Source organism: Streptomyces sp. NPDC058665, assembly GCF_042714995.1.
Lineage (GTDB): Bacteria > Actinomycetota > Actinomycetes > Streptomycetales > Streptomycetaceae > Streptomyces.
This window is the reverse complement of record NZ_JBHXRX010000041.1, coordinates 1-20264: the sequence shown is the minus strand read 5'-3', so window position 1 is coordinate 20264 and position 20264 is coordinate 1. Positions and strand designations below refer to the sequence as shown.

The window sequence follows — 20264 nt, the reverse complement described above, 5'->3', positions numbered from 1 at the left end:
CACGAACGACCAGCAGAAAGGCAGAACGACACATGACGCCATACGCGCGCCGCGGAGTGCACGGCCAGACCGTGGAGACTCTCGCGCGCCGGGTGCTCAGCGGCGAGATCCCCGAGGGGGCCACCCTCGATCTCGTGGCACTCCAGCGCGAGTTGGACGTCAGCCTGACCGCCCTGCGCGAGTCGCTGAAGGTGCTCGCCGCGAAGGGAATGGTCGACGCGCGACAGCGCCGGGGGACGTTCGTCAGGGCCCGCGCGGACTGGAACCTCCTCGACGCCGACGTCCTGCGCTGGCAGTTCGCCGAAGGGACCAACGCCGGCGCGGACCTGGCACTGCTGCGCAACCTCGGCGAGGTGCGCGGCATCATCGAACCGGCCGCCGTCCGGCTCGCGGCCGAGCGGCGCACCGACGCCGATCTCGCCGCGCTGGAAGCCGCGTTGACCGAGATGGGGGAGGGGGACGGCGGAGCCGCGCACGCGGTCGACGCCGACCTCGCCTTCCACCGCGCGCTGCTCGCCGCGACCCACAACGAACTGCTCGAACGCATGGAGATGGTCATCGAGTCCGGCCTCGCCCACCGCGACCGGATCGTGCACTCGTCGCCGCACGGCGAGGATCCCGTGCCGAGCCACCGCGCCGTCCTGGACGCCGTACGCGCCCAGGACCCGGACGCCGCCCAGCAGGCCATGCGCGCCCTGCTCGACCAGGCCGTCCGCGACCTGGACAAGGTCCACGGCACCTCCGGACCGGCCGACTTGGCCGGACCGGCCGCCGCTCCCGAGACGAAAGGCTCCGAGGCGAAGTGAAGATAGTTCGCGTGGAGACGTTCCTCGTCCCGCCCCGCTGGCTGTTCTGCCGCATCGAGACGGACGACGGCACCGTCGGCTGGGGCGAACCCGTGGTCGAGGGCCGGGCGGAGGTCGTACGGGCGGCCGTCGACGTACTCGCCGAATACCTCGTCGGCCAGGACCCGCTGCGGATCCAGGACCACTGGCAGGTCATGACCAAGGGCGGCTTCTACCGGGGCGGCCCGGTTCTCTCCAGCGCCGTCGCCGGGGTCGACCAGGCACTGTGGGACATCGCAGGCAAGACGTACGGGGCCCCCGTGCACGCCCTGCTCGGCGGACCTGTCCGCGACAGGGTGCGGGTGTACGCGTGGGTCGGCGGCGACGAACCCGCCCGGCTCACCGACGAGGTCACCGCGCAGGTCGAGGCGGGCTTCACCGCGGTGAAGATGAACGCCGCCGGGCGTACGTCCCCGATCACCAGCCCCGCCGAGACCGCATCCGTGGTCGACCGCGTGGCTGCGGCGCGCGCGGTCCTCGGCCCGCACCGGGACGTCGCCGTCGACTTCCACGGCCGCTTCAGCCCGGCCGGCGCCCGCCGCGTCCTGTCCGAACTCGCCCCGCTGCACCCGCTGTTCGTGGAGGAACCGCTGCTGCCGGAGCACGGACATCTGCTGGCCGGACTGGTCGAATCCAGCCCCGTGCCCATCGCGACCGGCGAACGGCTCTACGGGCGGGCCGAGTTCCTGCCCGCGCTCGCCGCGGGCATCGCGGTCGCCCAGCCCGACCTCTCGCACGCCGGCGGCATATCGGAGGTGCACCGTATCGCCTCGCTCGCCGACACCTACGGCGCGCAGCTCGCACCGCACTGCCCGCTCGGTCCGATCGCGCTGGCCGCCAGCCTCCAAGTCGCCTTCTGCACCCCGAACTTCCTCATCCAGGAGCAGAGCAGGGGCCTGCACTACAACAAGGACGCCGATCTGCTGTCGTACGTCGTGGACACGGAGCCGTTCCGCTTCGTGGACGGCCACGCGCGCCGGACCGATCTCCCGGGGCTCGGCGTCACGGTCGACGAGAACGCCGTACGGGCCGCCGACCGCACCGGGCACGCCTGGCGCAACCCGGTCTGGCGCCACGACGACGGATCGTTCGCCGAATGGTGAGCGGACCGGTGAGCGAGCCGTTGTCCGTCACCACCGACCCGGCGCACGGCGGACGTTGGACGTCGCTGCGCGCGGGCGGCCGGGAGTGGCTGTGGCGGCGCGACGAGCCGAGGCGCCCCCTCGTCGCGCCGGGTGACGCCTTCGCCGACGCGGGGGGACTGGAGGAGTGCGTCCCCACGGTGCGCGGCACCCCCGACCACGGCGACGCGTGGTCCCGGCCCTGGCGCCGCGACGGCGACGAGGAGGACGTCGACTGCCCGGACTTCAGGCTCACGCGCCGCATCCGTACGGACATCCGTACGGAGGGCGACACCCCAGGGAGTGCGCGGACGACGCGACATCCGCAACACGCCCTCGTCGCCGACTACCGGCTGACTGCCGCACCCGGCTACCGCTTCCTCTGGGCCGCCCACGCGCTCCTGGACGTGTCGCCCCGCGCCACCCTGGCCATCCGGCACGGCACGCCCGTCCGGCTCTACCCGGACGACGGCGCCGACTGGCACGCGGGCGCCTGGCCGCAGGCCGGCGGTCTGTCACTCGACCGGCTCGGCCCCGACGACGGCACGGCCGTGGGCGCCGTCGTCGCCACACCGGAGGTCTCGGTGCACGACGGCCGGAACACGCTGCACCTGGCGGTCGAGGCGGCAGGACAGCCCGTCTCCGTCGCGCTCTGGCGCAACCTAGGCGGCTTCCCGGCCGGCGCCCCGTACCGCTCCATCGGTGTCGAACCCATGCTGGGCCGGGTGTTCGACCTGTCGGCTGCGGGCGAAGACGACGCCGCACGGGTCCCCGCGTCGGGCGAGGTCCGCTGGCGCCTCACGATCACGACGACCACCGCCGAGCCGACCCCATGACGGACCCGGCGGGCCAGACGGCCCGTTACCGCTACGACGGCCCGTCAAGACCGGGACCCCCCCCGGGCGGGCCTCCGCCGTGCGACCGCACGCACCAACGAGTCGTCAGCCGCTCCCCGGCAGGGCGCGAGCCCCACCCCGCCCCGCCGGCGCCCATAGCCTCGGCGCTCGACCACCCGCCCCACACACCGGAAGGAACCCACCCGTGGATCTGACGGCCGCCCTGCGTGCCCACCGACTCGTCGCCATCGTGCGCGGCGACGATCCCGACGCGGCGCTCGGGACCGTACTCACGCTGATCGAGGAGGGCGTCGCGCTCGTCGAGGTGTCGCTCAGCGGGCGGGACGCGCTCGACGTCATCGCGCAGGCCCGCGCGGCGCTCGGACCCGACGCGCCCCTCGGCGCGGGCACCGTCCTGACTACCGACGACGCGCACGCCGTGCACCGGGCCGGTGCGGACTTCGTGGTCACCCCCGCTGTCTGCGAAGGCGTCCACGCCGCGCGGGAGCTCCAACTGCCGGTGCTCGCCGGGGTGATGACCCCCACCGAGATCGTGGCGGCGCTGCGCGCCGGAGCCTGCGCGCTGAAGATATTTCCCGCCGCCCAGGCCGGCGGCCCCGTGTATCTGCGCGCGCTCCAAGGCCCCTTCCCCGACGTCCCGTTCGTGCCCGTCGGGGGCATCGACGCCACGGCAGCCGCCGAGTATCTGGCCGCCGGAGCGCTCGCGGTCGGTGTCGGATCGCCGCTCGTGGGCACCGCGGCCGACTCACCGGCCGGATCCGGCCACGAACTGCGCGCCCGCGCCCGCGCCTTCCTCGGCGTCGTACGTGCCGAGGGCCAGGCCCCCGCGTGAGTACAGCCCCGCTGCTACGCCCCGGACCGGTCGTCTGCGTCGGCGAGACGATGGCCGCGCTGGCGCCCGACCCGGCCGCCCCGCTCGACACCGCCGAGCTGCTGCGGCTCGACGTCGCGGGCGCCGAGTCGAACGTGGCGATGTATCTGGCGGACCACGGGGTCCCGGCCCGCTGGGTGTCCGCGCTCGGCGACGACCCCTTCGGACGGCGCGTCAGGGAGCGGATCGCCGCGTCGGGCGTCGACATCTCCGGCGTACGGACCGATCCGGCGCGCCCCACCGGCCTGCTGGTCAAGAACCCGGGCACAGATGCGACGAGCGTCCACTACTACCGCACCGGATCCGCGGCCTCCGCCCTCGGACCGTCCGCCCTGGACGAACCGGCCCTGCGCGACGCCGCGCTCGTCCATCTCACGGGCATCACCCCGGCGCTCTCGCCGTCCTGCCGCGCGCTCGTCGAGCGGGCGCTGCGTCCAGGGCGGCCGTACGCCGTCAGCTTCGACGTGAACCACCGCCGCGCGCTCTGGGGCGACGAGCCGGCCGCCGGCATCCTGCTGGCGCTCGCGGCCCGCGCGGACCTCGTCCTGGTCGGACTCGACGAGGCACAGGCGCTCTGGGGCAACACGCTGGGCGACGGCGCGCGCCCCGGCGCGGTCCGCGCCCTCCTGCCGCAGCCGCGTGTCCTGGTGGTCAAGGACGGGGCGCGGGCGGCCACCGCGTACATCGGCCCCGACACGTACACCGTGCGCGCACCGAAGGTGCGGGTGGTCGAACCGGTGGGCGCGGGCGACGCGTTCGCCGGCGGATTCCTCGCGGGCCTGCTTCGGTACGACGATCCCGTACGGGCCCTGCGGCTCGGCCACTTGACGGCGGCCTCCGCCCTGCGCGTCCTGGCCGACCACGGCCCGCTGCCGCCACCGGACCGGACACGCGAGCTGCTGGCGACCGACGAGGCGACCTGGAACGCGCTCTCCCTATAAAGCCGCGTATGAATCCGGCCCCGGACCGCCCTTCAGTTAAGAAGGGCGGTTCTCAGCCGTGCTGCCGCACCGGGATCTCCGCCTGTGACCGCGCCTCCCACGTAGGCGTCGCCCCCGCGAGCTGGCAGACCATCAGATAGAAGGGGATCGGCGGCGTGTACGGCGTGGGGGCGTCCGGCCAGTGGATCAGCCGGGGCCGCGCGGCCGGGACCCGGGTCCCGGAGACGTAGAGGGCGGGCCGGGGCCAGTCGAGTTCGAGGTCCGAGCCGGCGGGGACGATCCACCACCACCAGTCGGTGTCGGCGAAGACGCAGCCGGTGCTCGGCAGCCTGCCCATCAGCCGGAACCCGTGCCTCGCGGGGACGCCCACCGCGTCACAACCGAGCGAGGCGGGCAGGGTCGGCGGCAGCGGCAGCTGCGCGAAGGCGCTCCCCTCGTCACGCAGCCCACGGGCCAGCCGGCGTACCGCGTCCATCAACATGGCTGCCCCGCCTCATGTGGCAGTTCGGCCCAGACGACACGTCCCGCGCCGTAGCCGGACGTGTCATGTGTTCCCCAGCAGCTGCTCATCGCGTCCACAAGAAGGAGCCCCCGGCCGCCCTCGTCGTCGGACGCGCGGTGCAACTGCGGACCCACGGGGCCGAAGCCCTGGTCCTCGACCGCTATGCGCAGCCGACCGTTCCCTTCGCGCAGTTCACATATGACGTGGTCCCCGGGGGCGTGGACGACGGCGTTCGTGACGAGCTCCGAAATGATCAGGATCGCCGTGTCCAGCGTGTCGTCCGTGGTGCCCCATCGGCCGAGCCGCTCGCGGGTGAGCTGTCTGGCTCGGCAGACCGACTCGGCGTGGGCCGGTAGTGCGAATCCGTAGCGTCGGACAACGTTGCCAGGGCACAAGGTCATCAGCGGGGGGGTGAGCGCGTTACCAGGTGCCACGACCGATTCCTAACGGTGGGGAAGCAGCACCGTGCGAAACCTCCGGGCGGAGCACGACAACTGCAGGAGCTGGTTCACCGAACCACTCTCCACCCGTGCGCGACACTTGGCAAGTAGCACTGTGAATTTTTCAGAGTGCCGTGTTCTTACTGGCGAGGGCATGGCACACTGCTGGCAACCGTGCATGGGGAGGTTCCAAAGTGAGTGAACCGCGGTCTGCCCCGACCGTGGGACAGGTCGTACTCGGCAGACGTCTGCTGGATCTGCGCGAGAGAGCCGGCCTGAAACGCGAGGAAGCCGCGAAGCTTCTCCGGGTGGCGGCGGCCACTGTCCGCAGGATGGAGACCGCCGAGGTCACGCTCAAAGTCCCCTATGTGCAGGTACTTCTGCGTGCCTACGGAGTCGGCGACGACGAAGCCGCGGTCTTCGTCGAGCTGACCGAGGACGCGAACAAGCCCGGCTGGTGGTAGCGTTACCACGACATCCTGCCGGACTGGTTCAGCATGTACGTCAGCCTGGAAGGCGCCGCCTCCCTGATCAGGGCGTACGAGCCGCACTTCGTCCCTGGGCTGCTCCAGACGGAGGGCTACGCCCTGTCGGTCATGCACGCCGGCGCCGTGGGGCAGGTCCAGCCGGAGGCCATCGACCGCCATGTGGCACTGCGTATGCAGCGCCAGTCACTGCTCACCAGGTCGGACGCACCCAAATTGTGGGTGATCATGGATGAGACGGTGCTTCGCCGTCCCGTCGGTACGCCCGAGATCATGCGCGAGCAGATCGACCGGCTGATCGACGCGTCCGAGATGGCCAATGTGACCCTTCAGATCGCGGAGTTCTCCTCCGGACACCACCCCGGGACGTACGGGCCGTTCGTGCTCTTCCGTTTCGCCATGCCCGAACTGCCCGACATGATCTACAGCGAGTACCTGACCGGCGCCGTCTATCTCGACGCGCGTCCAGAGGTGGCGACCCACCTTGAGGTCATGGACCGCATGGCGGCTCAGGCTGCAACTGCACAACGCACGAAGGAGATCCTCAAGGATGTCCGCAAGGAGCTGTGAATGGATCCGATATACAACGGCATGCCCGCCACCGAGCTCGGCGCCGAAGGCTGGCGCAAGCCATGGAGCGGCGGCAACGGCGGCAACTGCGTCGAGGCCATGAAGCTGGCCGACGGCAGAGTCGCCATGCGCCAGTCCAACGACCCTGACGGCCCCGCGCTGATCTACACCAACGGCGAGATCGCCGCGTTCATCGAAGGCGCCAAGTCCGGCCAGGCCGACTTCCTGCTGACCTGACATGGCCGACGTGACCGACGTGCCGTGATTCGACGTGATGTGACGGGAACCGTACGTCCTGATCGGCCGGATCCCGCCTGGTACGAGCCGATCAGGCCTGATCGGATCTGAACTCACCTGTTCCTTGCCGCTAGTTCCGCCGGCATCCGCCGCCGACGCCGAGACTCCATGGAGTGCACATGACCGGGCTTGACGCCATTGACACCAGCAGGCCGCACCCTGCCCGGATGTACGACTGGTTTCTCGGCGGCAAGGACAACTATCCCGTCGACGAGGAGATGGCCCGCCAGCTCCTCGAACTGAACCCGCTCGGCCGGGAGATGGCCAAGTGCAACCGCGCGTTCATGCACCGGGCCACCCGCTGGCTCGGTGCGGAAGCGGGCGTACGCCAGTACCTGGACATCGGTACGGGTATCCCGACCGAGCCCAACCTCCACCAGATCGCGCAGGAGGTCGCCGCCGACTCCCGCGTCGTCTACACCGACAACGACCCCATCGTTCTGCGTCACGCCGAGGCGCTGCTGCGCAGCAGCCCCGAGGGCCTGACCGAGTACATCCAGGCCGACGCGCGTGAACCCGACGAGATCGTCGAACAGGCCGGGCGGATCCTGGACTTCAAGAAGCCGGTCGCCCTGTCGCTCATCGCGCTGCTCCACTTCGTCCCGGACGAGGACGGCGCGCACGAGCTGGTTCACAAGCTGCTTGAACCGCTGGCCTCCGGCAGCTATCTCGTGATCTCCCACACCACGGGCGACTTCGACCCGGAGAACTCGAAGAAGGCACAGGAGCTCTACAAGGCCAAGGGCGTGCCGCTCGCGCTGCGCTCCCGTGCGGAGGTCGGCCAGTTCTTCGAGGGTCTTGAGATGGTCGAGCCCGGTGTCTCCATGGTGACCGAATGGCGGCCGGAGCTGGGCGAGGTCGTCCCCGTCCCGGACGACGGGCTCATCGCCGGGTACGTGGGCGTGGCCCGCAAGCCTTAACAGCGGCGCGGCGGCGCCGAGGCGTTTTCGGCCCCGGCGCCGCGTCCCTGCCTCGCCCCGCCGCTTGCCGCGCAGAAAGCGCTTGTGCGCCGTCTGGCGGCGACCGGAAGGGCCGAAGGCCCACGGAGAGCGGAGAGAGCCCGACGGCCGCCCAGTGGCCCTGTGGGCGCCTTCTCGCCCCTCCCCGGCCCTCGGGCCGTCGGCGGCCGGGCACAATATGCGGATGTCCCGACGCCCCACGCGCCCCACTCGTACCGCATCCCGAGACGAATCCCCGTGTCTCTGCGGGCTGCCCGCCTCCTACGGAGAGTGCTGCGGCCGCTTCCACTCCGGTGCCGCAGCCGCCCCCACAGCCGAGCGTCTGATGCGCTCCCGCTACAGCGCTTTCGCCGTGGGTAACGAGCCCTATCTGCTGAGCAGTTGGCACCCCGCCACCCGCCCATCGCGGGTCGGCCTCGACCCGGCCATGCGCTGGGCGGGTCTGGAGATCCTGGCCACCACCGAAGGCAGCGCTTTCCACACCACGGGCACCGTCACCTTCCGCGCCCGCTACACCCGCCGGGGCGAGGAGGGCGCGCTGCACGAGCGGAGCCGCTTCGAGCGGTACGACAGCGCCTGGGTCTACGTTGAGGGCACCTTCGTGGACTGACCGCGCGGGCGTACGGGGTCGCCCTACTCCTCGAACCGCGCCAGACGCGCCGTCACGTCGTCGGCGAGACGAGTGAGGAGACGGGCGAGGTGGTCGCGGTCCTGTGCCGACCAGTCGGTGAGTGCTTCGGCGAACCAGCCCAGCAGAGAGGTCACGTACCGGTTGGCCGCGTCCGTACCCGCCTCCGTCGGTTCGATGAGGCTGGCGCGGCGGTCGTGCGGGTCGCCGACACGTCGTACGAGACCGCGTTTCTCCAGGGCCTGGACCTGACGGGTCACATGCGGGCCCACGACCTGCAAACGGTCGGCGATCTCGCCGATCCGCAGCGGTCCGTCGGCCGTGCGGACCGTCAGCAGCACACCCATGGCGGGGCGGTCGAGGGTGAGACCGGCCGCCTCGGTGGCGCGTTCGACGAGCCGGCCCCTGTTGAAGGCGCTGCTGAGCTGGGTGATCCGGGGCAGCACGGCGAGCAGGTCGGCGGGCGGATTCTCCGGTACGGGCGAGCCGGGTGACTCGGGGGTCATGGCACCTCCATTTGCATACCTGAGTTAGGTATCTATATCGTGGGGACCGGCCGGTGCCGACAAAGGGTGCCGTATGGCCACCATAAGGATACCTAAGGTACGCATCTTTGCAGCTCGTGCGGCGCGTACCGCCCTCATGCCGGGGCACGCCCCGGCCGAAAGGTGAGAAGCATGAACCACGCATCCCGCCCCGCCCGCCGTGTACTGATCTCCGGAGCGAGCATCGCGGGCCCCGCTCTCGCGCACTGGCTCGACCGCTACGGCTTCGAGGTGACCGTCGTCGAGAAGGCCTCCGCCGTACGCGGCGGCGGATACGCGGTCGACATACGGGGCACGGCCCGCGAGGTCGTCGGCCGGATGGGCCTGCTCCCGCGCCTGCGGGAGGCGCACGTCGACACCCAGCGGATCACCTTCGTGGACGCGGCGGGCGAGCTGGTCGGCTCGCTGGAGCCCGAGCAGATGACCGGGGGCGAGGCGGGCCTCGACCTCGAAGTCCGGCGCGGCGATCTGGCCGACGCGCTCTACACGCCGTTGCGGGACCGGGTCGAGTTCCTCTTCGACGACTCGATAGCGACGCTGGACGACGACGGGGACGCCGTACACGTCGTCTTCGACAGCGGCACGCGCCGCACCTTCGACCTGGTGCTCGGCGCGGACGGACTGCACTCCCACACGCGACGGCTGGTCTTCGGCCCCGAAGAGCCCTTCCACCGCTACCTCGGGCACGTCTTCGCGGGCTTCACCATGCCGAACGAGTCCGGGCTCGCGCACGAAGGCGTCATCTGGAACGAGCCTGGACGCAGCGCGGTCCTCTACGCCCACGAACCGTCCGAGCTCATGCACGGCTTCCTCACCTTCACCCAGGAGACCCTGCCCTTCGCGGCGTTCCGCGACCCGAAGGCCCAGCGCGAGCTGGTCACGGCGCGCTTCCCGGAGCGGGTGTGGCACCTGCCGCGCCTGGTGGAGGCGATGCTGGAGGCGGACGACCTCTTCTTCGACATCGTGAGCCAGATCCACATGCCGACGTGGTCCCGCGGCCGTGTCGCGCTGGCGGGCGACGCCGCGCACGCGACCTCGTTCCTCTCCGGGCAGGGATCGAGCGTCTCCCTGGTCGGCGCGTACGTCCTGGCCGGTGAACTCGCCACGCACGCGGACCACGGGGACGCCTTCGCGGCGTACGAGCGCACGATGCGGCCCTTCGCGGAGCGCAACCAGGCGCTCGCCACCGGCGGCGGCACGGTGGTGACACCGACGACACGGGAGGAACTCGACGCCCGCAACGCGATGCTGCGCGACCCGCGGGCGGCGACGGAAGCGATGGCCACGGCGGGCGCGGCCGAAGGGCGCGCGGCGCACTCGGGGCTGGCGCTGACCGACTACTCGGCGGCCGTCTGAGACGGCGCGCCGGCCGGCCGCGGCCCGCTCGCGGCTGGCCTCAGCCGGACGCGAGCACCTCCGCCAGGTCGTACCGGACCGGCTCCTCCAACTGCGCGTACGTGCACGACCCGGGAGTACGGTCCGGACGCCAGCGCCGGAACTGCGCCGTGTGCCGGAAGCGGTCGCCCTCCATGTGGTCATACGCCACCTCGCAGACCAGCTCCGGCCGTACCGCGACCCACGACAGGTCCTTCTTGCCCGTCCAGCGGCTCGGCGCGCCCGGCAGCCTGGCGCTCTCGTGGGCCGACTCCCGCGCCCACGCCGCCCAGGGATGGCCCTCGGCCGACTCCATCAGCAGCGGCGCCAGCTCGTCCACCAACTCGGCCCTGCGCTTCATCGAGAACGCGGCGCACACCCCCACGTGCTGGAGCGTCCCGCCCGTGTCGTACAGCCCGAGCAACAGGGACCCGACGACGGGACCGCTCTTGTGGAGGCGGTATCCGGCCACGACCACATCCGCCGTCCGCTCGTGCTTGATCTTGTACATGACGCGTACGTCCGACCGGTACGGCAGATCCAGCGGTTTGGCGACCACCCCGTCGAGCCCCGCGCCCTCGTAACGGCGGAACCACTCCTGGGCCAGCTCCAGGTCCGTGGTGGCCGGCGCGACATGGACCGGCGCCGAGACACCGCCGAGTGCGCCGACCAGAGCCGTGCGGCGCTCGGACTGCGCGGTGTCCAGCAGCGAACGGCTCCCCAGCGCCAGCAGGTCGAAGGCGACGAAGCTCGCCGGGGTCCGTTCGGCGAGCGTGCGCACCCGGGAGTCCGCCGGGTGGATGCGCTCGCTGAGCCGGTCGAAGTCCAGCCTGCCCTCGTAGGCGATGACGATCTCGCCGTCGATCACGCAGCGCTCGGGCAGCTCGCGCCGGAAGGCGGTGACCAGCTCGGGGAAGTAGCGGGTCAGCGGCTTACCGTTGCGGCTGCCGATCACCACCTCGTCGCCGTCCCGGTGGATCAGCGCACGGAAGCCGTCCCACTTGGCCTCGTACTGCATGCCGGGCGGGATCCTGGCCACGGACTTGGCCAGCATGGGTTTCATCGGAGGCATCACCGGCAGATCCATGCCCCCGATTGTGCGCGGAACAAGGCGGGTCCGCCCAATATGCGCGGCGGGGGAGCCGGGCCTACGGTGGCGCGTATGGCGAGCAAGGGCGCGGCGGTGGAGCTGGAGGTCGGCGGTCGGGCCGTACGGCTGTCCAGCCCGGACAAGATCTATTTTCCCGACCGGGGCTTCACCAAGCTGGACGTGGCCCAGTACTACATCGCGGTGGGGGAGGGGATCACCCGCGCCCTGCGGAACCGGCCGACCACCCTCCAGCGGTACATCGAGGGCATCACCGGCGAGTCCTTCTACCAGAAGCGGGCGCCCAAGAACCTGCCCGACTGGATCCCCACCGCCCGTATCGCCTTCCCCAGCGGACGCACCGCCGACGAGATCTGCCCCACCGAACCCGCCGCGGTGCTCTGGGCCGCCAATCTCGGCACGCTGACCTTCCACCCCTGGCCCGTACGGCGGGGGAACACCGAGCACCCGGACGAACTGCGCATCGACCTGGACCCGCAGCCGGGCACCGACTTCCAGGACGCCGTCAGGGCAGCCCACGAACTGCACGCCCTCCTCGACGACCAGGGACTCAACGGCAGACCAAAGACCTCCGGCGGACGCGGGCTGCATGTGTTCGTGGCGATCGAACCGCGCTGGACGTTCACCCAGGTGCGGCGCTGCGCCATCGCCGTCGGCAGGGAGCTGGAACGGCGCATGCCGGGCCGGGTCACCACGGCGTGGTGGAAGGAGGAGCGCGGCGAGAAGATCTTCGTGGACTACAACCAGACGGCGCGCGACCGCACCATCGCGTCGGCCTACTCCGTACGCCCCAATCCGTACGCCACGGTCTCCGCGCCGCTGTGCTGGGAGGAGTTGGACGACGTCTCGCCGCGCGACTTCGACGTGGCGACGATGCCGGCCCGCTTCGCCGAACTGGGCGACCTGCACGCGGACATGGACTCCGAGGCGCACAGCCTTGAGGGCCTGCTGGAACTGGCCGCCCGCGACGAACGCGACCACGGCCACGGCGACCTGCCGTACCCGCCGGACTACCCGAAGATGCCGGGCGAACCGAAACGCGTCCAGCCGAGCCGCGCCCGCGAGGACCAGCCGGACGTGCCGTAGGCCGTGTCTTCGAAGACACGCTCTAGCCGCCCCGGGAACGGCGAAGTGCCCCCTCCCGTGCGGGAAGGGGCACTTCTGGCGGGTCAGCCTCCTACGGAGGTGTCCTTCTCATGACGCGTCCGGTCACAGCTCCTTGATCCGGATGTCGCGGTACGAGATGACGTCCGTCGTGCCGTGCACCTGGAGACCGACATAGCCGGAGGAGTAACGCCGGCCGTCGGTACCGAGGTCACCGGCGCGCGGCGGAGTGAACTCCTGGCCGCCGATGTTGTCGAACTCGTTGATCACGACACCGTTGCGCAGGATGGTGTAGTGCTGGTCGACGACCTTGATCTCGTAGTCGTTCCAGCTGCCCTTCGGCGTGACGCCCGCGCCGGCCAGGCCGACACGGTCGAAGCCGTAGATCGATCCCGTCTTGTACATGTCGCCGTCCGGGCGGTCCAGGATCTGGACCTCGTGCCCGTAGTTGATGGCGACCCACTCGGGCCGGGTCTCCAGCGGGTGACCGTTGACGTTCGGGAAGCGCACGAAGACACCGCCGTTGGCGTTGCCCGTGCCCGGCGCGTCGTCACGGAACTGGAGCTTCAGCGAGAAGTCGTCGTACTTGCGCTCGGGGAACCACAGCATGCCCATGCCCTCGACGGTGGTGCTGCTCGTCATCGCACCGTCGTCGGAGAGCGCGAACTTGCCGCCGCCGACCTGGGCCCAGTCGGCGAAGGTGTTCTCGGTGCCGTCGAAGAGCGTGCGGTAGCCGGTCGTCTGGCCCGGCTTGCCGATCTTCGACTGCTTGGCGGCCTTCGTGATCTTCGTGTGCTCGCGCTTGTCGATCACGCCGTCCGACTTGAGCTTGTCGAGCACCGTGGCGACGTGCTTGAGGAACAGCGCCTGCGAGGACCAGTCCTTCTCGTCCTCGATCAGCTCGTTGATCGTGCAGCGACTCGTGGTGAGCCGGTTCGGCACACCCGTGTCCACCGCACCGACGATGACCGTCAGCCGTACGTCGTACTCAGGGCAGTTGGGGGCCGGAACGCCACCGCCCTTGGCGATGGTGAACGTCACCTCCTTGGCCACCGAGGTGTTGCCCGCCTTGTCCGTCGCCCGGTGCGCGAGCTTGTGGTAGCCCACCGCGTCGACGATCACGGGCTTGGTGTATGCGAGGTACGGACCACCGTCGAGCGAGTACTCGATCTTCTCGACACCCGAGAGGTCGTCCGTCGCCTTGAGCGTGGCCGTGGCGCTGGTTATGTACGCGCCGTCGGAGTTCTTGTCACCGCTCACGGCCACCGTCGACACCGGCGCCGTCGTGTCCTTCGCCGGAGGCTCCACGACCTTGAAGTCGACGGCCTTCTCGGCGGCGGCGTTGCCCGCCTTGTCGGTGGCGCGGTAACGCACCTTGTGCGTACCGACCTCGTGGACCATCACCGGCGCCTCGTAGGTCTGCCAGGCCCCGTCGGCACCGATCGCGTACTCGATCTTGTTGACGCCCGAACCGGCGTCGGACGCGGTCACGGTGACCGTCGCCATGCTCAAGTACGCGCCGTCCGGGTCCTGTTCACCCGACACCGTCGCCGAGGTCTCCGGCGCGGTCGTGTCGTCCGAGTCCGGCGCCACGACCTTGAACTCCGCCGTCTTCTCGGCGGCGACGTTCCCGGACTTGTCCGTGGCCCGGTATCTGATGGCGTGGTCGCCGACCGTGTTGACCACGACCGCGGTGGTGTACGGCTGCCATTCGCCGTCGGGCCCGACCGCGTACTCGATCTTGTCGACACCCGACCCGGCGTCGGTGGCGGAGAGCGTCACCGTGGCCTGGCCGATGTAGGCGCCGTCGGCGTTCTGGTCGCCGTCTATCTTGGCGGCCGCCTCGGGCGCCGTGGTGTCGTCACCGCCGCCACCGTCGGTGACCGTGAGGATGCCGGTCATCATGCCGTGACCGGGGATCGTGCAGAAGAAGCGGTAGGTGCCCGGGGTCAGATTGACCTCGGCCGTCTGCTTACCGCCCTGCGCGTCGTCCGGACTGGCCATCAGGTTGAGCGTCACGTCGTTGTTGTAGTCGGGGTTCGACGTGTCGAAGGTGACCGTGTGCGGCATCGACGTGGTGTTGCCGGTGGCCTTGCTGTTCTCGAACACGATCGTCGCGGGACCCGCGACGGCCGTCGTCGGGAACGTCAGGTACTCCGTGGTGGAGTTGCCCGCGGTCCAGTTGAGTACCTGGGCCGCCGCCTGCCGGTCGTCGTCACGTCCGTATGCCTGTGTCGAGGTCAGCCCCAGCACCAGCATCAACGAGCCCAGCAGGGCCGTCCACAGGCGTAGAGGTCGCTGTCTCACTGCGCCGCCTTTCTGGCCAGATCCGCGGCGGCGGGGGTGGCCTCGCCGCCCTTGTACGTCACGCGCCACAGCGCGGACTTCGCGTCGGAGGTGAAGAAACCACGTCCGTAGTCGAGCACGTAGAGCGAGCCGTCGGGGGCGAACTTCCAGTCCATGAGGTTGCGGATGCCGCTCTCACCGACGGGGATGATCTCCTTCAACGACTCCGCGTGCACGGGCAGTCCGCCCTTGCCGGCGGTCTTGGGGTCGAGCTCCACCGCGTGCCGCGGCTGGGTCTGGTCGTAGAAGTCGCCCACGAACCACTTGCCGTCCCAGTACGAGGGCCAGCTCTCGGCCGTCGCGTTCTCGGCGTCGAACCGGTAGAGCGGACCGTTCATGGTCGCCTGGCCACCGCCCTTGAGCCACGGGAGGAGGTAGGTGGCCTCCGCCGCCTTGTAGCTCGGGATGCCGTTCGCGTCCCGCGGGTAGTCCGGCGCGCCGCCCTGGGGCGAGTACCAGATGGTGTTCCCCGTGATCGGCGGGATGTTCACGAGACCGTCGTTGTTCGGGGACTCGTTCTTCGGCGCGTCGCAGTTGTACCAGCCCAGCGGCTTCGACGGGTCGGGCAGATTGCGGTCGCGGTAGGGCTGCTTGTTGCCCATGCAGTACGGCCAGCCCTGGTTGCCCGCCTTGGTGATGGCGGCGAAGGTGTCGTACTTGGCCGGGCCCCAGGTGGTGCTCGGGGCGCCCGCGTCGGGGCCGACCCAGCCCGCGTACAGGGTGTCGGTCTTCTTGTCGACGGAGATGCGCGCCGGGTTGCGTACACCCATCACATAGATCTCGCCGCGGGTCTTGCCGCCGCCCTCGGCGGTCTCCTCACCGGTGAAGAGGTTGCCGTCGGGCAGGGTGTACGTGCCGTTGTCCTCGGGGTGGATCCGCAGGATCTTCCCGTTGAGGTTGTTGGTGTTGCCGGCCGTACGGCGCGCGTCGGCGAAGGAGACGCCCTTGTAGTTCGGCTGCGGGTTGTTGCCCGAGTAACCGTCGCTGAATCCGGAGGAGTTGTTGTCCCCGGTCGCGATGTAGAGGTTGCCCTTGGAGTCCCACGCCATGCCGCCGCCCGCGTGGCAGCAGCTGTTGATCTGCACCGGCCAGCCCAGCAGCTTCTTCTCGCTGGCGAGGTCGAGCTTGTTGGTCGCGAGGTCCAGCGTGAACCGGGAGACACGGCGCTCGGCCATCCGGGTGTCACGGTTGATCTCCGAGTGGGGTGTGTAGTGCAGATACACCCAGCCGTTGGTCATGAAGTCGGGGTCCAGCTCGATACCGAGCAGGCCCTCCTCGTTCTTGACCAGCTCGTCGCCGCCGCCCTTGTTGCCGAAGATGGTCAGGCCGCCGGCCTTGGTGACCTTCTTGGTCTTCGGGTCGTAGACGTGGATCTGGCCCTCGCCCTTGCCGATGTCCGGGTTGGCCCAGTCGGTGACGACGGGCTGGGTGTTGTCGCCGCCGCCGCGGCCGATGTAGAAGACGCGGCCGTCGGGCGCGACGACGGTGCCGTGCGGCTCGCCGATCTGGTCCGACTCGCCGGGCTTGTTGGGCTGGGTGACACGCTCCGCCGTGTAGTTGGAGGTGATGCTCGCCTTGCAGTCGGCCCGCGAGGTGCGCGTGGTCCACGCGAGGGCGCCGCGCAGGTGGTCGCGGAAGTCGGTCTCGGCGTACGAGTCGACGGTGGCGCCCATGCCGGTGTAGAAGGAACGGCCGCCGTCGTAGTCACGGCACCAGGAGATCGGGTGGTCCGCGCCGTTGGCGCCCTCACCCGGCTTGTAGGTGCTCTCCCGGAGGCGGGCGACGGTGTGCACGTCGCCGGTCGGGTTCTGGTCCCAGTTGAACCATTTGTCGGAGCGCTTCCACTCCTTCGGCAGGTTCTTGGTCGCGGGGTGCTGGCGGTCGCCGACCTCGACGGTCGCGCGCTGGACCGTGTCCGGGCTCGCGTCGTCGGGACGGGCACCGATCAGTCCGGTGAACCACTCCGAGTACGGCTCGGTACGCGCCGCGTCCCGGATACCGAGGAAGCCTCCGCCGGCTTCGACGAAGGCTTCGAGTCCGGCTTCCTGCTCGGGATCCAGTACATCGCCGCCGCCCGTCAGGAAGACGACCGCGTTGTACTTGCCCAGCTTGGTGGCGTTGGTGAAGACCGAACCGTCACCGTTGGTCTCGGTCTTGAAGCGCTGGGCGGCCGGGCCGGTCAGGCCGATCTTCTCGATGGCCTCGATCCCGGCGTTGACGATCGGGGACTCTTCCGACGTCGAACCGTAGAAGACGAGTACCTTCACGTTCTTGCCGCCGGGCGGCGAAGGAAGGGACAACGTTGTCGACGGCGGCTCGGGGTACGGACCCGCCATGGCGTTTCCGCCTAGCAGAGTAGCGGCCATGGTGCCGGCCACCACAACCGCGGCCATTGCGCGCCGGGATCTTGACCGGCGATGTGGTACGCGCTGCATGTGTTCACCCACCCATCTTTGGTCACAGCAACAGGCGTGAAGCTAGACCTCTTTGGGCGGTGAGCCAAGAGGTATCACCACAATGGAACTAACTTTGTCCTGAGTGTGGATAAACGAAGATCTCCGAGCTACCGTGTGGCCGTCCCGGGGCTTCACTGTGTCCCGAAAATCTCAGCACCGCATGTGGGGAGTTCGGCATGGCGATGGACAGACGGAGTTTCAACCGGCGCCTCATGGCCGGCGGCGCGGTCGCGGCAACTGGGGTGACATCGTTGTCCGTTGCCTCGGCCTCTTCGGCGGCGCCCGCGCCGAACGCTGTCACGGCGGGCCCGAAACGAGCGCCGGCCGGCGGCAAGGTGCACCACCTCACCATGGTGGCCGAGCGGTTGGGCACGGGGAAGATCGGCTACGGCTTCGAGAAGGGCAAGGCGACCGTCCCGGGCCCGGTGATCGACATCGTCGAGGGCGACACGGTCCACATCGAGTTCACCAATCTGACGGACGTCGACGCGAGCCTGCATGTGCACGGTGTCGACTACGACATCGCCAACGACGGCACCCGTCTGAACAAGAGTCACGTTCCGCCGGGCGGGAAGCGCACCTACACCTGGCGTACGCACAAGCCGGGCAAGCGGGCCGACGGCACGTACCGCGAGGGCAGCGCCGGCTACTGGCACTACCACGACCACGTCGTCGGCACCGACCACGGCACGGGCGGCATCAGGCAGGGCCTTTACGGTGGTCTGGTGGTCCGCCGAGAGGGTGACATCCTCCCCGACAAGCAGTTCACGATCGTCTTCAACGACATGCAGATCAACAATCTGCCGGGTGCTCAGAGCCCCAACTTCGAGGCCACGGTGGGTGAGCGTCTCGAAGTCATCATGATCACGCACGGCGAGTTCTACCACACGTTCCATATCCACGGTCATCGCTGGGCCGACAACAGGACCGGCCTGCTCAGCGGCGCCGGTGACACCAGCCGGATCGTCGACAACAAGATCACTGGACCGGCTGACTCCTTCGGGCTCCAGATCATCGCGGGCGAGGGCGTCGGCGCGGGCGCGTGGATGTACCACTGCCACGTACAGAGCCACTCGGACCAGGGCATGGCGGGTCTGTTCCTGATCGCCAAGCCCGACGGCACGATTCCCGGGTACGAGCCGCATCACCCGGCGGCGAAGAAGAGCGCGAAGGGCGCGAGCGCGCAGGGTGCCGCCGCGCAGGGCGCACACTCGGGTCACTGACGCGCGGGGGCTTCATCGGGCGCCGGACGGGCCGGTACACACCCGTCCGGCGCTGTCGCGTCGTACACATGCGAGGGTCCCGGATCGGTAGCAGACTCGGAGAGGAATCGTACGGGGGGTCTCTCTGAGGAGCCGTGATGCTCACCACCCGTTATGTGCAGGGTTCACCGAACTGGGCAGATCTCGCCACACCCGACATCGAGGGTGCGAAGTCCTTCTACGGAGGTGTTCTCGGCTGGGACCATGTGTCGGCCGGCCCCGAATTCGGCGGCTACGGCATGTTCCAGCTGAACGGGAAGACGGTCGCGGGGGCCATGCAGCTCCCCGTCGAGCAGGCGCCCCCGTCCTGGACCCTCTACCTCCAGACGGCCGACGCCGACGCCACCGCCACGGCCGTGCAGGACAACGGCGGCCGGGTCGTCAACGAGCCGATGGACGTCCGGGATCTCGGCCGGATGACGATGTGCTCCGACCCGGCCGGAGCCGACTTCGCCACCTGGCAGCCGGGGACGAACAGCGGCCTGGAGGCCGTCGACGGTCCCGGCAGCCTCTGCTGGGCCGAGCTCACCACGCCGGACAAGGACGCCGCGACCGGCTTCTACGGCTCCGTCTTCGGCTGGGAGTCGAGCACCATGCCGATGCCGGGAGGCGGCGGCGAGTACACGATGGTCCATCCGGCGGGCAAGGGCCCGGAAGGCATGTTCGCCGGGATCGTCCCGAGCGAGTCCGATCCGACCTCCGACACGACGGGGCCGAACTGGCTCCTGTACTTCGGTACGGCCGACTGCGATGCTGCGGTGGCGAGTTCGGACCGGCTGGGCGGCACCACCGTCCAGGAGCCCACGGACATCGAGGGCGTCGGCCGTTTCGCCGTGGTGCACGACCCGTACGGCGCACGCCTCGCGTTCATGCAGGGCTTCGCGCAGGACGCGTGAGCGAGTCGGGCCGGAAATCGCCCCTCGGAGGGCCCTCATCAGGTCGTTGATCGAATGTTTATGGCCACCAGGCAGCGTGTGTGCCATGCAGATCGATGCAATGAAAACCCTCACCGACATCACCGGGCGCACGGGACAGGAACTGGCCTGGCAGGAGAACGCCCTGTGCGCCCAGACCGGGCCCGAGTTCTTCTTCCCGGCCCCCGGCTCGTCCACCCGCGAGGCCAAGCAGCTCTGCGGTGCCTGTGAGGGGCGGCGCGAGTGTCTGGAATACGCCCTGGACAACGACGAGCGCTTCGGCGTGTGGGGCGGGATGTCGGAGAAGGAGCGCGAGCGGCTGCGCCGCTCCGGTCCGGCCCGTACCGGAGCCGCTTCGGCCACGTCCGAGACCGCCTGAGCCGGGTGGCCGGAAACGCGTCGTCGTCGCCTCCGCCGAACGGGACGGAGACGACGACGATGAGGGTGCGCCGGTGAGGAAGAGACGGGTGCCGGACTTAAGGGTCTGTCGTTCGGATCTTGCCGGGCTCGCGGGCCCTGGCACGCGCGCTCTCCCCCGTAGCCCCCGAGGGGGGCACGGGAGGTGCCCCCTCCGTTGTCGTCGGTCGCCAACTCCCCCGTAGCCCCCAAGGGGGCACGGGAGGTGCCCCCTCCGCGTTG

Annotated in this window: 19 protein-coding genes and 1 pseudogene; 14 read left to right on the top strand and 6 right to left on the bottom strand. The window is 70.0% G+C overall.

The window, feature by feature from the left end; all coding sequences use genetic code 11:
- Positions 1 to 32 precede the first annotated feature (32 nt).
- From ACFWV8_RS24890 to ACFWV8_RS24870, 5 genes are all read left to right on the top strand, one after another.
- On the top strand, positions 33 to 806 hold the full coding sequence (locus tag ACFWV8_RS24890; protein ID WP_384207206.1) for a FadR/GntR family transcriptional regulator: 774 nt from the start codon (positions 33 to 35) through the stop codon (positions 804 to 806).
- Entirely contained in the window at positions 803 to 1948 is a 1146-nt protein-coding gene (gene dgoD / locus ACFWV8_RS24885) for a galactonate dehydratase (RefSeq protein ID WP_384207199.1), read from the top strand. The genes ACFWV8_RS24890 and dgoD overlap by 4 nt, the downstream gene beginning before the upstream one ends.
- Positions 1942 to 2802 carry a hypothetical protein gene (locus ACFWV8_RS24880; protein WP_384207194.1) on the top strand — a complete coding sequence of 287 codons (861 nt, stop codon included), beginning with the start codon at positions 1942 to 1944 and terminating at the stop codon, positions 2800 to 2802. Before dgoD ends, ACFWV8_RS24880 begins: the two co-directional genes overlap by 7 nt.
- A 205-nt stretch (positions 2803 to 3007) precedes the next feature.
- Positions 3008 to 3655, top strand: a complete 648-nt coding sequence (locus ACFWV8_RS24875) for a bifunctional 4-hydroxy-2-oxoglutarate aldolase/2-dehydro-3-deoxy-phosphogluconate aldolase (protein WP_384207189.1) — start codon at positions 3008 to 3010, stop codon at positions 3653 to 3655.
- Entirely contained in the window at positions 3652 to 4635 is a 984-nt protein-coding gene (locus tag ACFWV8_RS24870; protein WP_384207182.1) for a sugar kinase, read from the top strand. The genes ACFWV8_RS24875 and ACFWV8_RS24870 overlap by 4 nt, the downstream gene beginning before the upstream one ends.
- Before the next feature lie 52 nt (positions 4636 to 4687).
- On the opposite strand, the gene ACFWV8_RS24865 is transcribed toward ACFWV8_RS24870, so the two are convergent.
- Complete coding sequence (locus ACFWV8_RS24865; protein ID WP_384207360.1) at positions 4688 to 5110, bottom strand: hypothetical protein; 423 nt, start codon at positions 5108 to 5110, stop codon at positions 4688 to 4690.
- Positions 5110 to 5571: an ATP-binding protein gene (locus ACFWV8_RS24860; RefSeq protein WP_384207177.1), complete on the bottom strand. Its 462-nt coding sequence runs from the start codon at positions 5569 to 5571 to the stop codon at positions 5110 to 5112. Before ACFWV8_RS24860 ends, ACFWV8_RS24865 begins: the two co-directional genes overlap by 1 nt.
- 200 nt (positions 5572 to 5771) lie before the next feature.
- Here ACFWV8_RS24860 and ACFWV8_RS24855 point away from each other — a divergent pair.
- The 4 genes and pseudogenes from ACFWV8_RS24855 to ACFWV8_RS24840 all read left to right on the top strand — a co-directional run bounded on the left by ACFWV8_RS24855 (position 5772) and on the right by ACFWV8_RS24840 (position 8498).
- Positions 5772 to 6632 (top strand): annotated as a pseudogene (locus ACFWV8_RS24855) (helix-turn-helix domain-containing protein).
- Positions 6633 to 6869 (top strand): DUF397 domain-containing protein, encoded by a 237-nt coding sequence (locus tag ACFWV8_RS24850; protein WP_329379071.1) that lies wholly within the window; start codon positions 6633 to 6635, stop codon positions 6867 to 6869.
- A 179-nt stretch (positions 6870 to 7048) separates the two neighbouring features.
- Positions 7049 to 7849 (top strand): SAM-dependent methyltransferase, encoded by an 801-nt coding sequence (locus ACFWV8_RS24845; protein ID WP_384207171.1) that lies wholly within the window; start codon positions 7049 to 7051, stop codon positions 7847 to 7849.
- Between the two features lie 223 nt (positions 7850 to 8072).
- Positions 8073 to 8498, top strand: coding sequence for a YchJ family protein (locus ACFWV8_RS24840; RefSeq protein ID WP_384207167.1), 426 nt, complete (start codon positions 8073 to 8075; stop codon positions 8496 to 8498).
- Positions 8499 to 8521: 23 nt separating this feature from the next.
- Here the strand turns inward: ACFWV8_RS24840 and ACFWV8_RS24835 are convergent, their stop codons facing one another.
- The gene (locus tag ACFWV8_RS24835; RefSeq protein WP_384207165.1) at positions 8522 to 9022 is read right to left on the bottom strand and encodes a MarR family winged helix-turn-helix transcriptional regulator; all 501 of its coding nucleotides are present in this window, start codon (positions 9020 to 9022) and stop codon (positions 8522 to 8524) included.
- A 171-nt stretch (positions 9023 to 9193) separates the two neighbouring features.
- On the opposite strand from ACFWV8_RS24835, the gene ACFWV8_RS24830 reads away from it, so the two are divergent.
- Positions 9194 to 10417 (top strand): FAD-dependent monooxygenase, encoded by a 1224-nt coding sequence (locus tag ACFWV8_RS24830; protein WP_384207161.1) that lies wholly within the window; start codon positions 9194 to 9196, stop codon positions 10415 to 10417.
- Between the two features lie 40 nt (positions 10418 to 10457).
- Here ACFWV8_RS24830 and ACFWV8_RS24825 read toward each other — a convergent pair whose 3' ends face one another.
- Entirely contained in the window at positions 10458 to 11522 is a 1065-nt protein-coding gene (locus tag ACFWV8_RS24825) for an ATP-dependent DNA ligase (protein ID WP_384207157.1), read from the bottom strand.
- A gap of 75 nt (positions 11523 to 11597) precedes the next feature.
- Here ACFWV8_RS24825 and ligD point away from each other — a divergent pair, with 75 nt between their 5' ends.
- Positions 11598 to 12629: a non-homologous end-joining DNA ligase gene (gene ligD, locus ACFWV8_RS24820; RefSeq protein WP_384207152.1), complete on the top strand. Its 1032-nt coding sequence runs from the start codon at positions 11598 to 11600 to the stop codon at positions 12627 to 12629.
- A gap of 123 nt (positions 12630 to 12752) precedes the next feature.
- Here ligD and ACFWV8_RS24815 read toward each other — a convergent pair whose 3' ends face one another.
- Complete coding sequence (locus tag ACFWV8_RS24815) at positions 12753 to 14906, bottom strand: OmpL47-type beta-barrel domain-containing protein (RefSeq protein WP_384207354.1); 2154 nt, start codon at positions 14904 to 14906, stop codon at positions 12753 to 12755.
- Between the two features lie 44 nt (positions 14907 to 14950).
- Positions 14951 to 17386, bottom strand: coding sequence for a ThuA domain-containing protein (locus ACFWV8_RS24810; RefSeq protein WP_384207146.1), 2436 nt, complete (start codon positions 17384 to 17386; stop codon positions 14951 to 14953).
- Positions 17387 to 17631: 245 nt separating this feature from the next.
- Between ACFWV8_RS24810 and ACFWV8_RS24805 the strand changes: the two genes are divergently transcribed.
- The 3 genes from ACFWV8_RS24805 to ACFWV8_RS24795 all read left to right on the top strand — a co-directional run bounded on the left by ACFWV8_RS24805 (position 17632) and on the right by ACFWV8_RS24795 (position 20004).
- Positions 17632 to 18672, top strand: coding sequence for a multicopper oxidase domain-containing protein (locus ACFWV8_RS24805; protein WP_384207349.1), 1041 nt, complete (start codon positions 17632 to 17634; stop codon positions 18670 to 18672).
- A gap of 137 nt (positions 18673 to 18809) precedes the next feature.
- Entirely contained in the window at positions 18810 to 19607 is a 798-nt protein-coding gene (locus ACFWV8_RS24800) for a VOC family protein (RefSeq protein ID WP_384207142.1), read from the top strand.
- A gap of 85 nt (positions 19608 to 19692) precedes the next feature.
- Complete coding sequence (locus ACFWV8_RS24795) at positions 19693 to 20004, top strand: WhiB family transcriptional regulator (RefSeq protein WP_384207139.1); 312 nt, start codon at positions 19693 to 19695, stop codon at positions 20002 to 20004.
- The last annotated feature ends 260 nt before the right edge of the window (positions 20005 to 20264 follow it).

What these genes read in the sequence shown, in the direction of transcription:
- ACFWV8_RS24890 (WP_384207206.1), top strand. Translation starts at nt 33, where the DNA reads ATGACGCCATACGCGCGCCGCGGAGTGCACGGCCAGACCGTGGAGACT.
- ACFWV8_RS24880 (WP_384207194.1), top strand. Translation starts at nt 1,942, where the DNA reads ATGGTGAGCGGACCGGTGAGCGAGCCGTTGTCCGTCACCACCGACCCG.
- ACFWV8_RS24865 (WP_384207360.1), bottom strand. Translation starts at nt 5,110, where the DNA reads ATGGACGCGGTACGCCGGCTGGCCCGTGGGCTGCGTGACGAGGGGAGC.
- ACFWV8_RS24850 (WP_329379071.1), top strand. Translation starts at nt 6,633, where the DNA reads ATGGATCCGATATACAACGGCATGCCCGCCACCGAGCTCGGCGCCGAA.
- ACFWV8_RS24845 (WP_384207171.1), top strand. Translation starts at nt 7,049, where the DNA reads ATGACCGGGCTTGACGCCATTGACACCAGCAGGCCGCACCCTGCCCGG.
- ACFWV8_RS24840 (WP_384207167.1), top strand. Translation starts at nt 8,073, where the DNA reads ATGTCCCGACGCCCCACGCGCCCCACTCGTACCGCATCCCGAGACGAA.
- ACFWV8_RS24835 (WP_384207165.1), bottom strand. Translation starts at nt 9,022, where the DNA reads ATGACCCCCGAGTCACCCGGCTCGCCCGTACCGGAGAATCCGCCCGCC.
- ACFWV8_RS24830 (WP_384207161.1), top strand. Translation starts at nt 9,194, where the DNA reads ATGAACCACGCATCCCGCCCCGCCCGCCGTGTACTGATCTCCGGAGCG.
- ACFWV8_RS24825 (WP_384207157.1), bottom strand. Translation starts at nt 11,522, where the DNA reads ATGGATCTGCCGGTGATGCCTCCGATGAAACCCATGCTGGCCAAGTCC.
- ligD (WP_384207152.1), top strand. Translation starts at nt 11,598, where the DNA reads ATGGCGAGCAAGGGCGCGGCGGTGGAGCTGGAGGTCGGCGGTCGGGCC.
- ACFWV8_RS24815 (WP_384207354.1), bottom strand. Translation starts at nt 14,906, where the DNA reads ATGCTGGTGCTGGGGCTGACCTCGACACAGGCATACGGACGTGACGAC.
- ACFWV8_RS24810 (WP_384207146.1), bottom strand. Translation starts at nt 17,386, where the DNA reads ATGGCCGCGGTTGTGGTGGCCGGCACCATGGCCGCTACTCTGCTAGGC.
- ACFWV8_RS24805 (WP_384207349.1), top strand. Translation starts at nt 17,632, where the DNA reads ATGGACAGACGGAGTTTCAACCGGCGCCTCATGGCCGGCGGCGCGGTC.
- ACFWV8_RS24800 (WP_384207142.1), top strand. Translation starts at nt 18,810, where the DNA reads ATGCTCACCACCCGTTATGTGCAGGGTTCACCGAACTGGGCAGATCTC.
- ACFWV8_RS24795 (WP_384207139.1), top strand. Translation starts at nt 19,693, where the DNA reads ATGCAGATCGATGCAATGAAAACCCTCACCGACATCACCGGGCGCACG.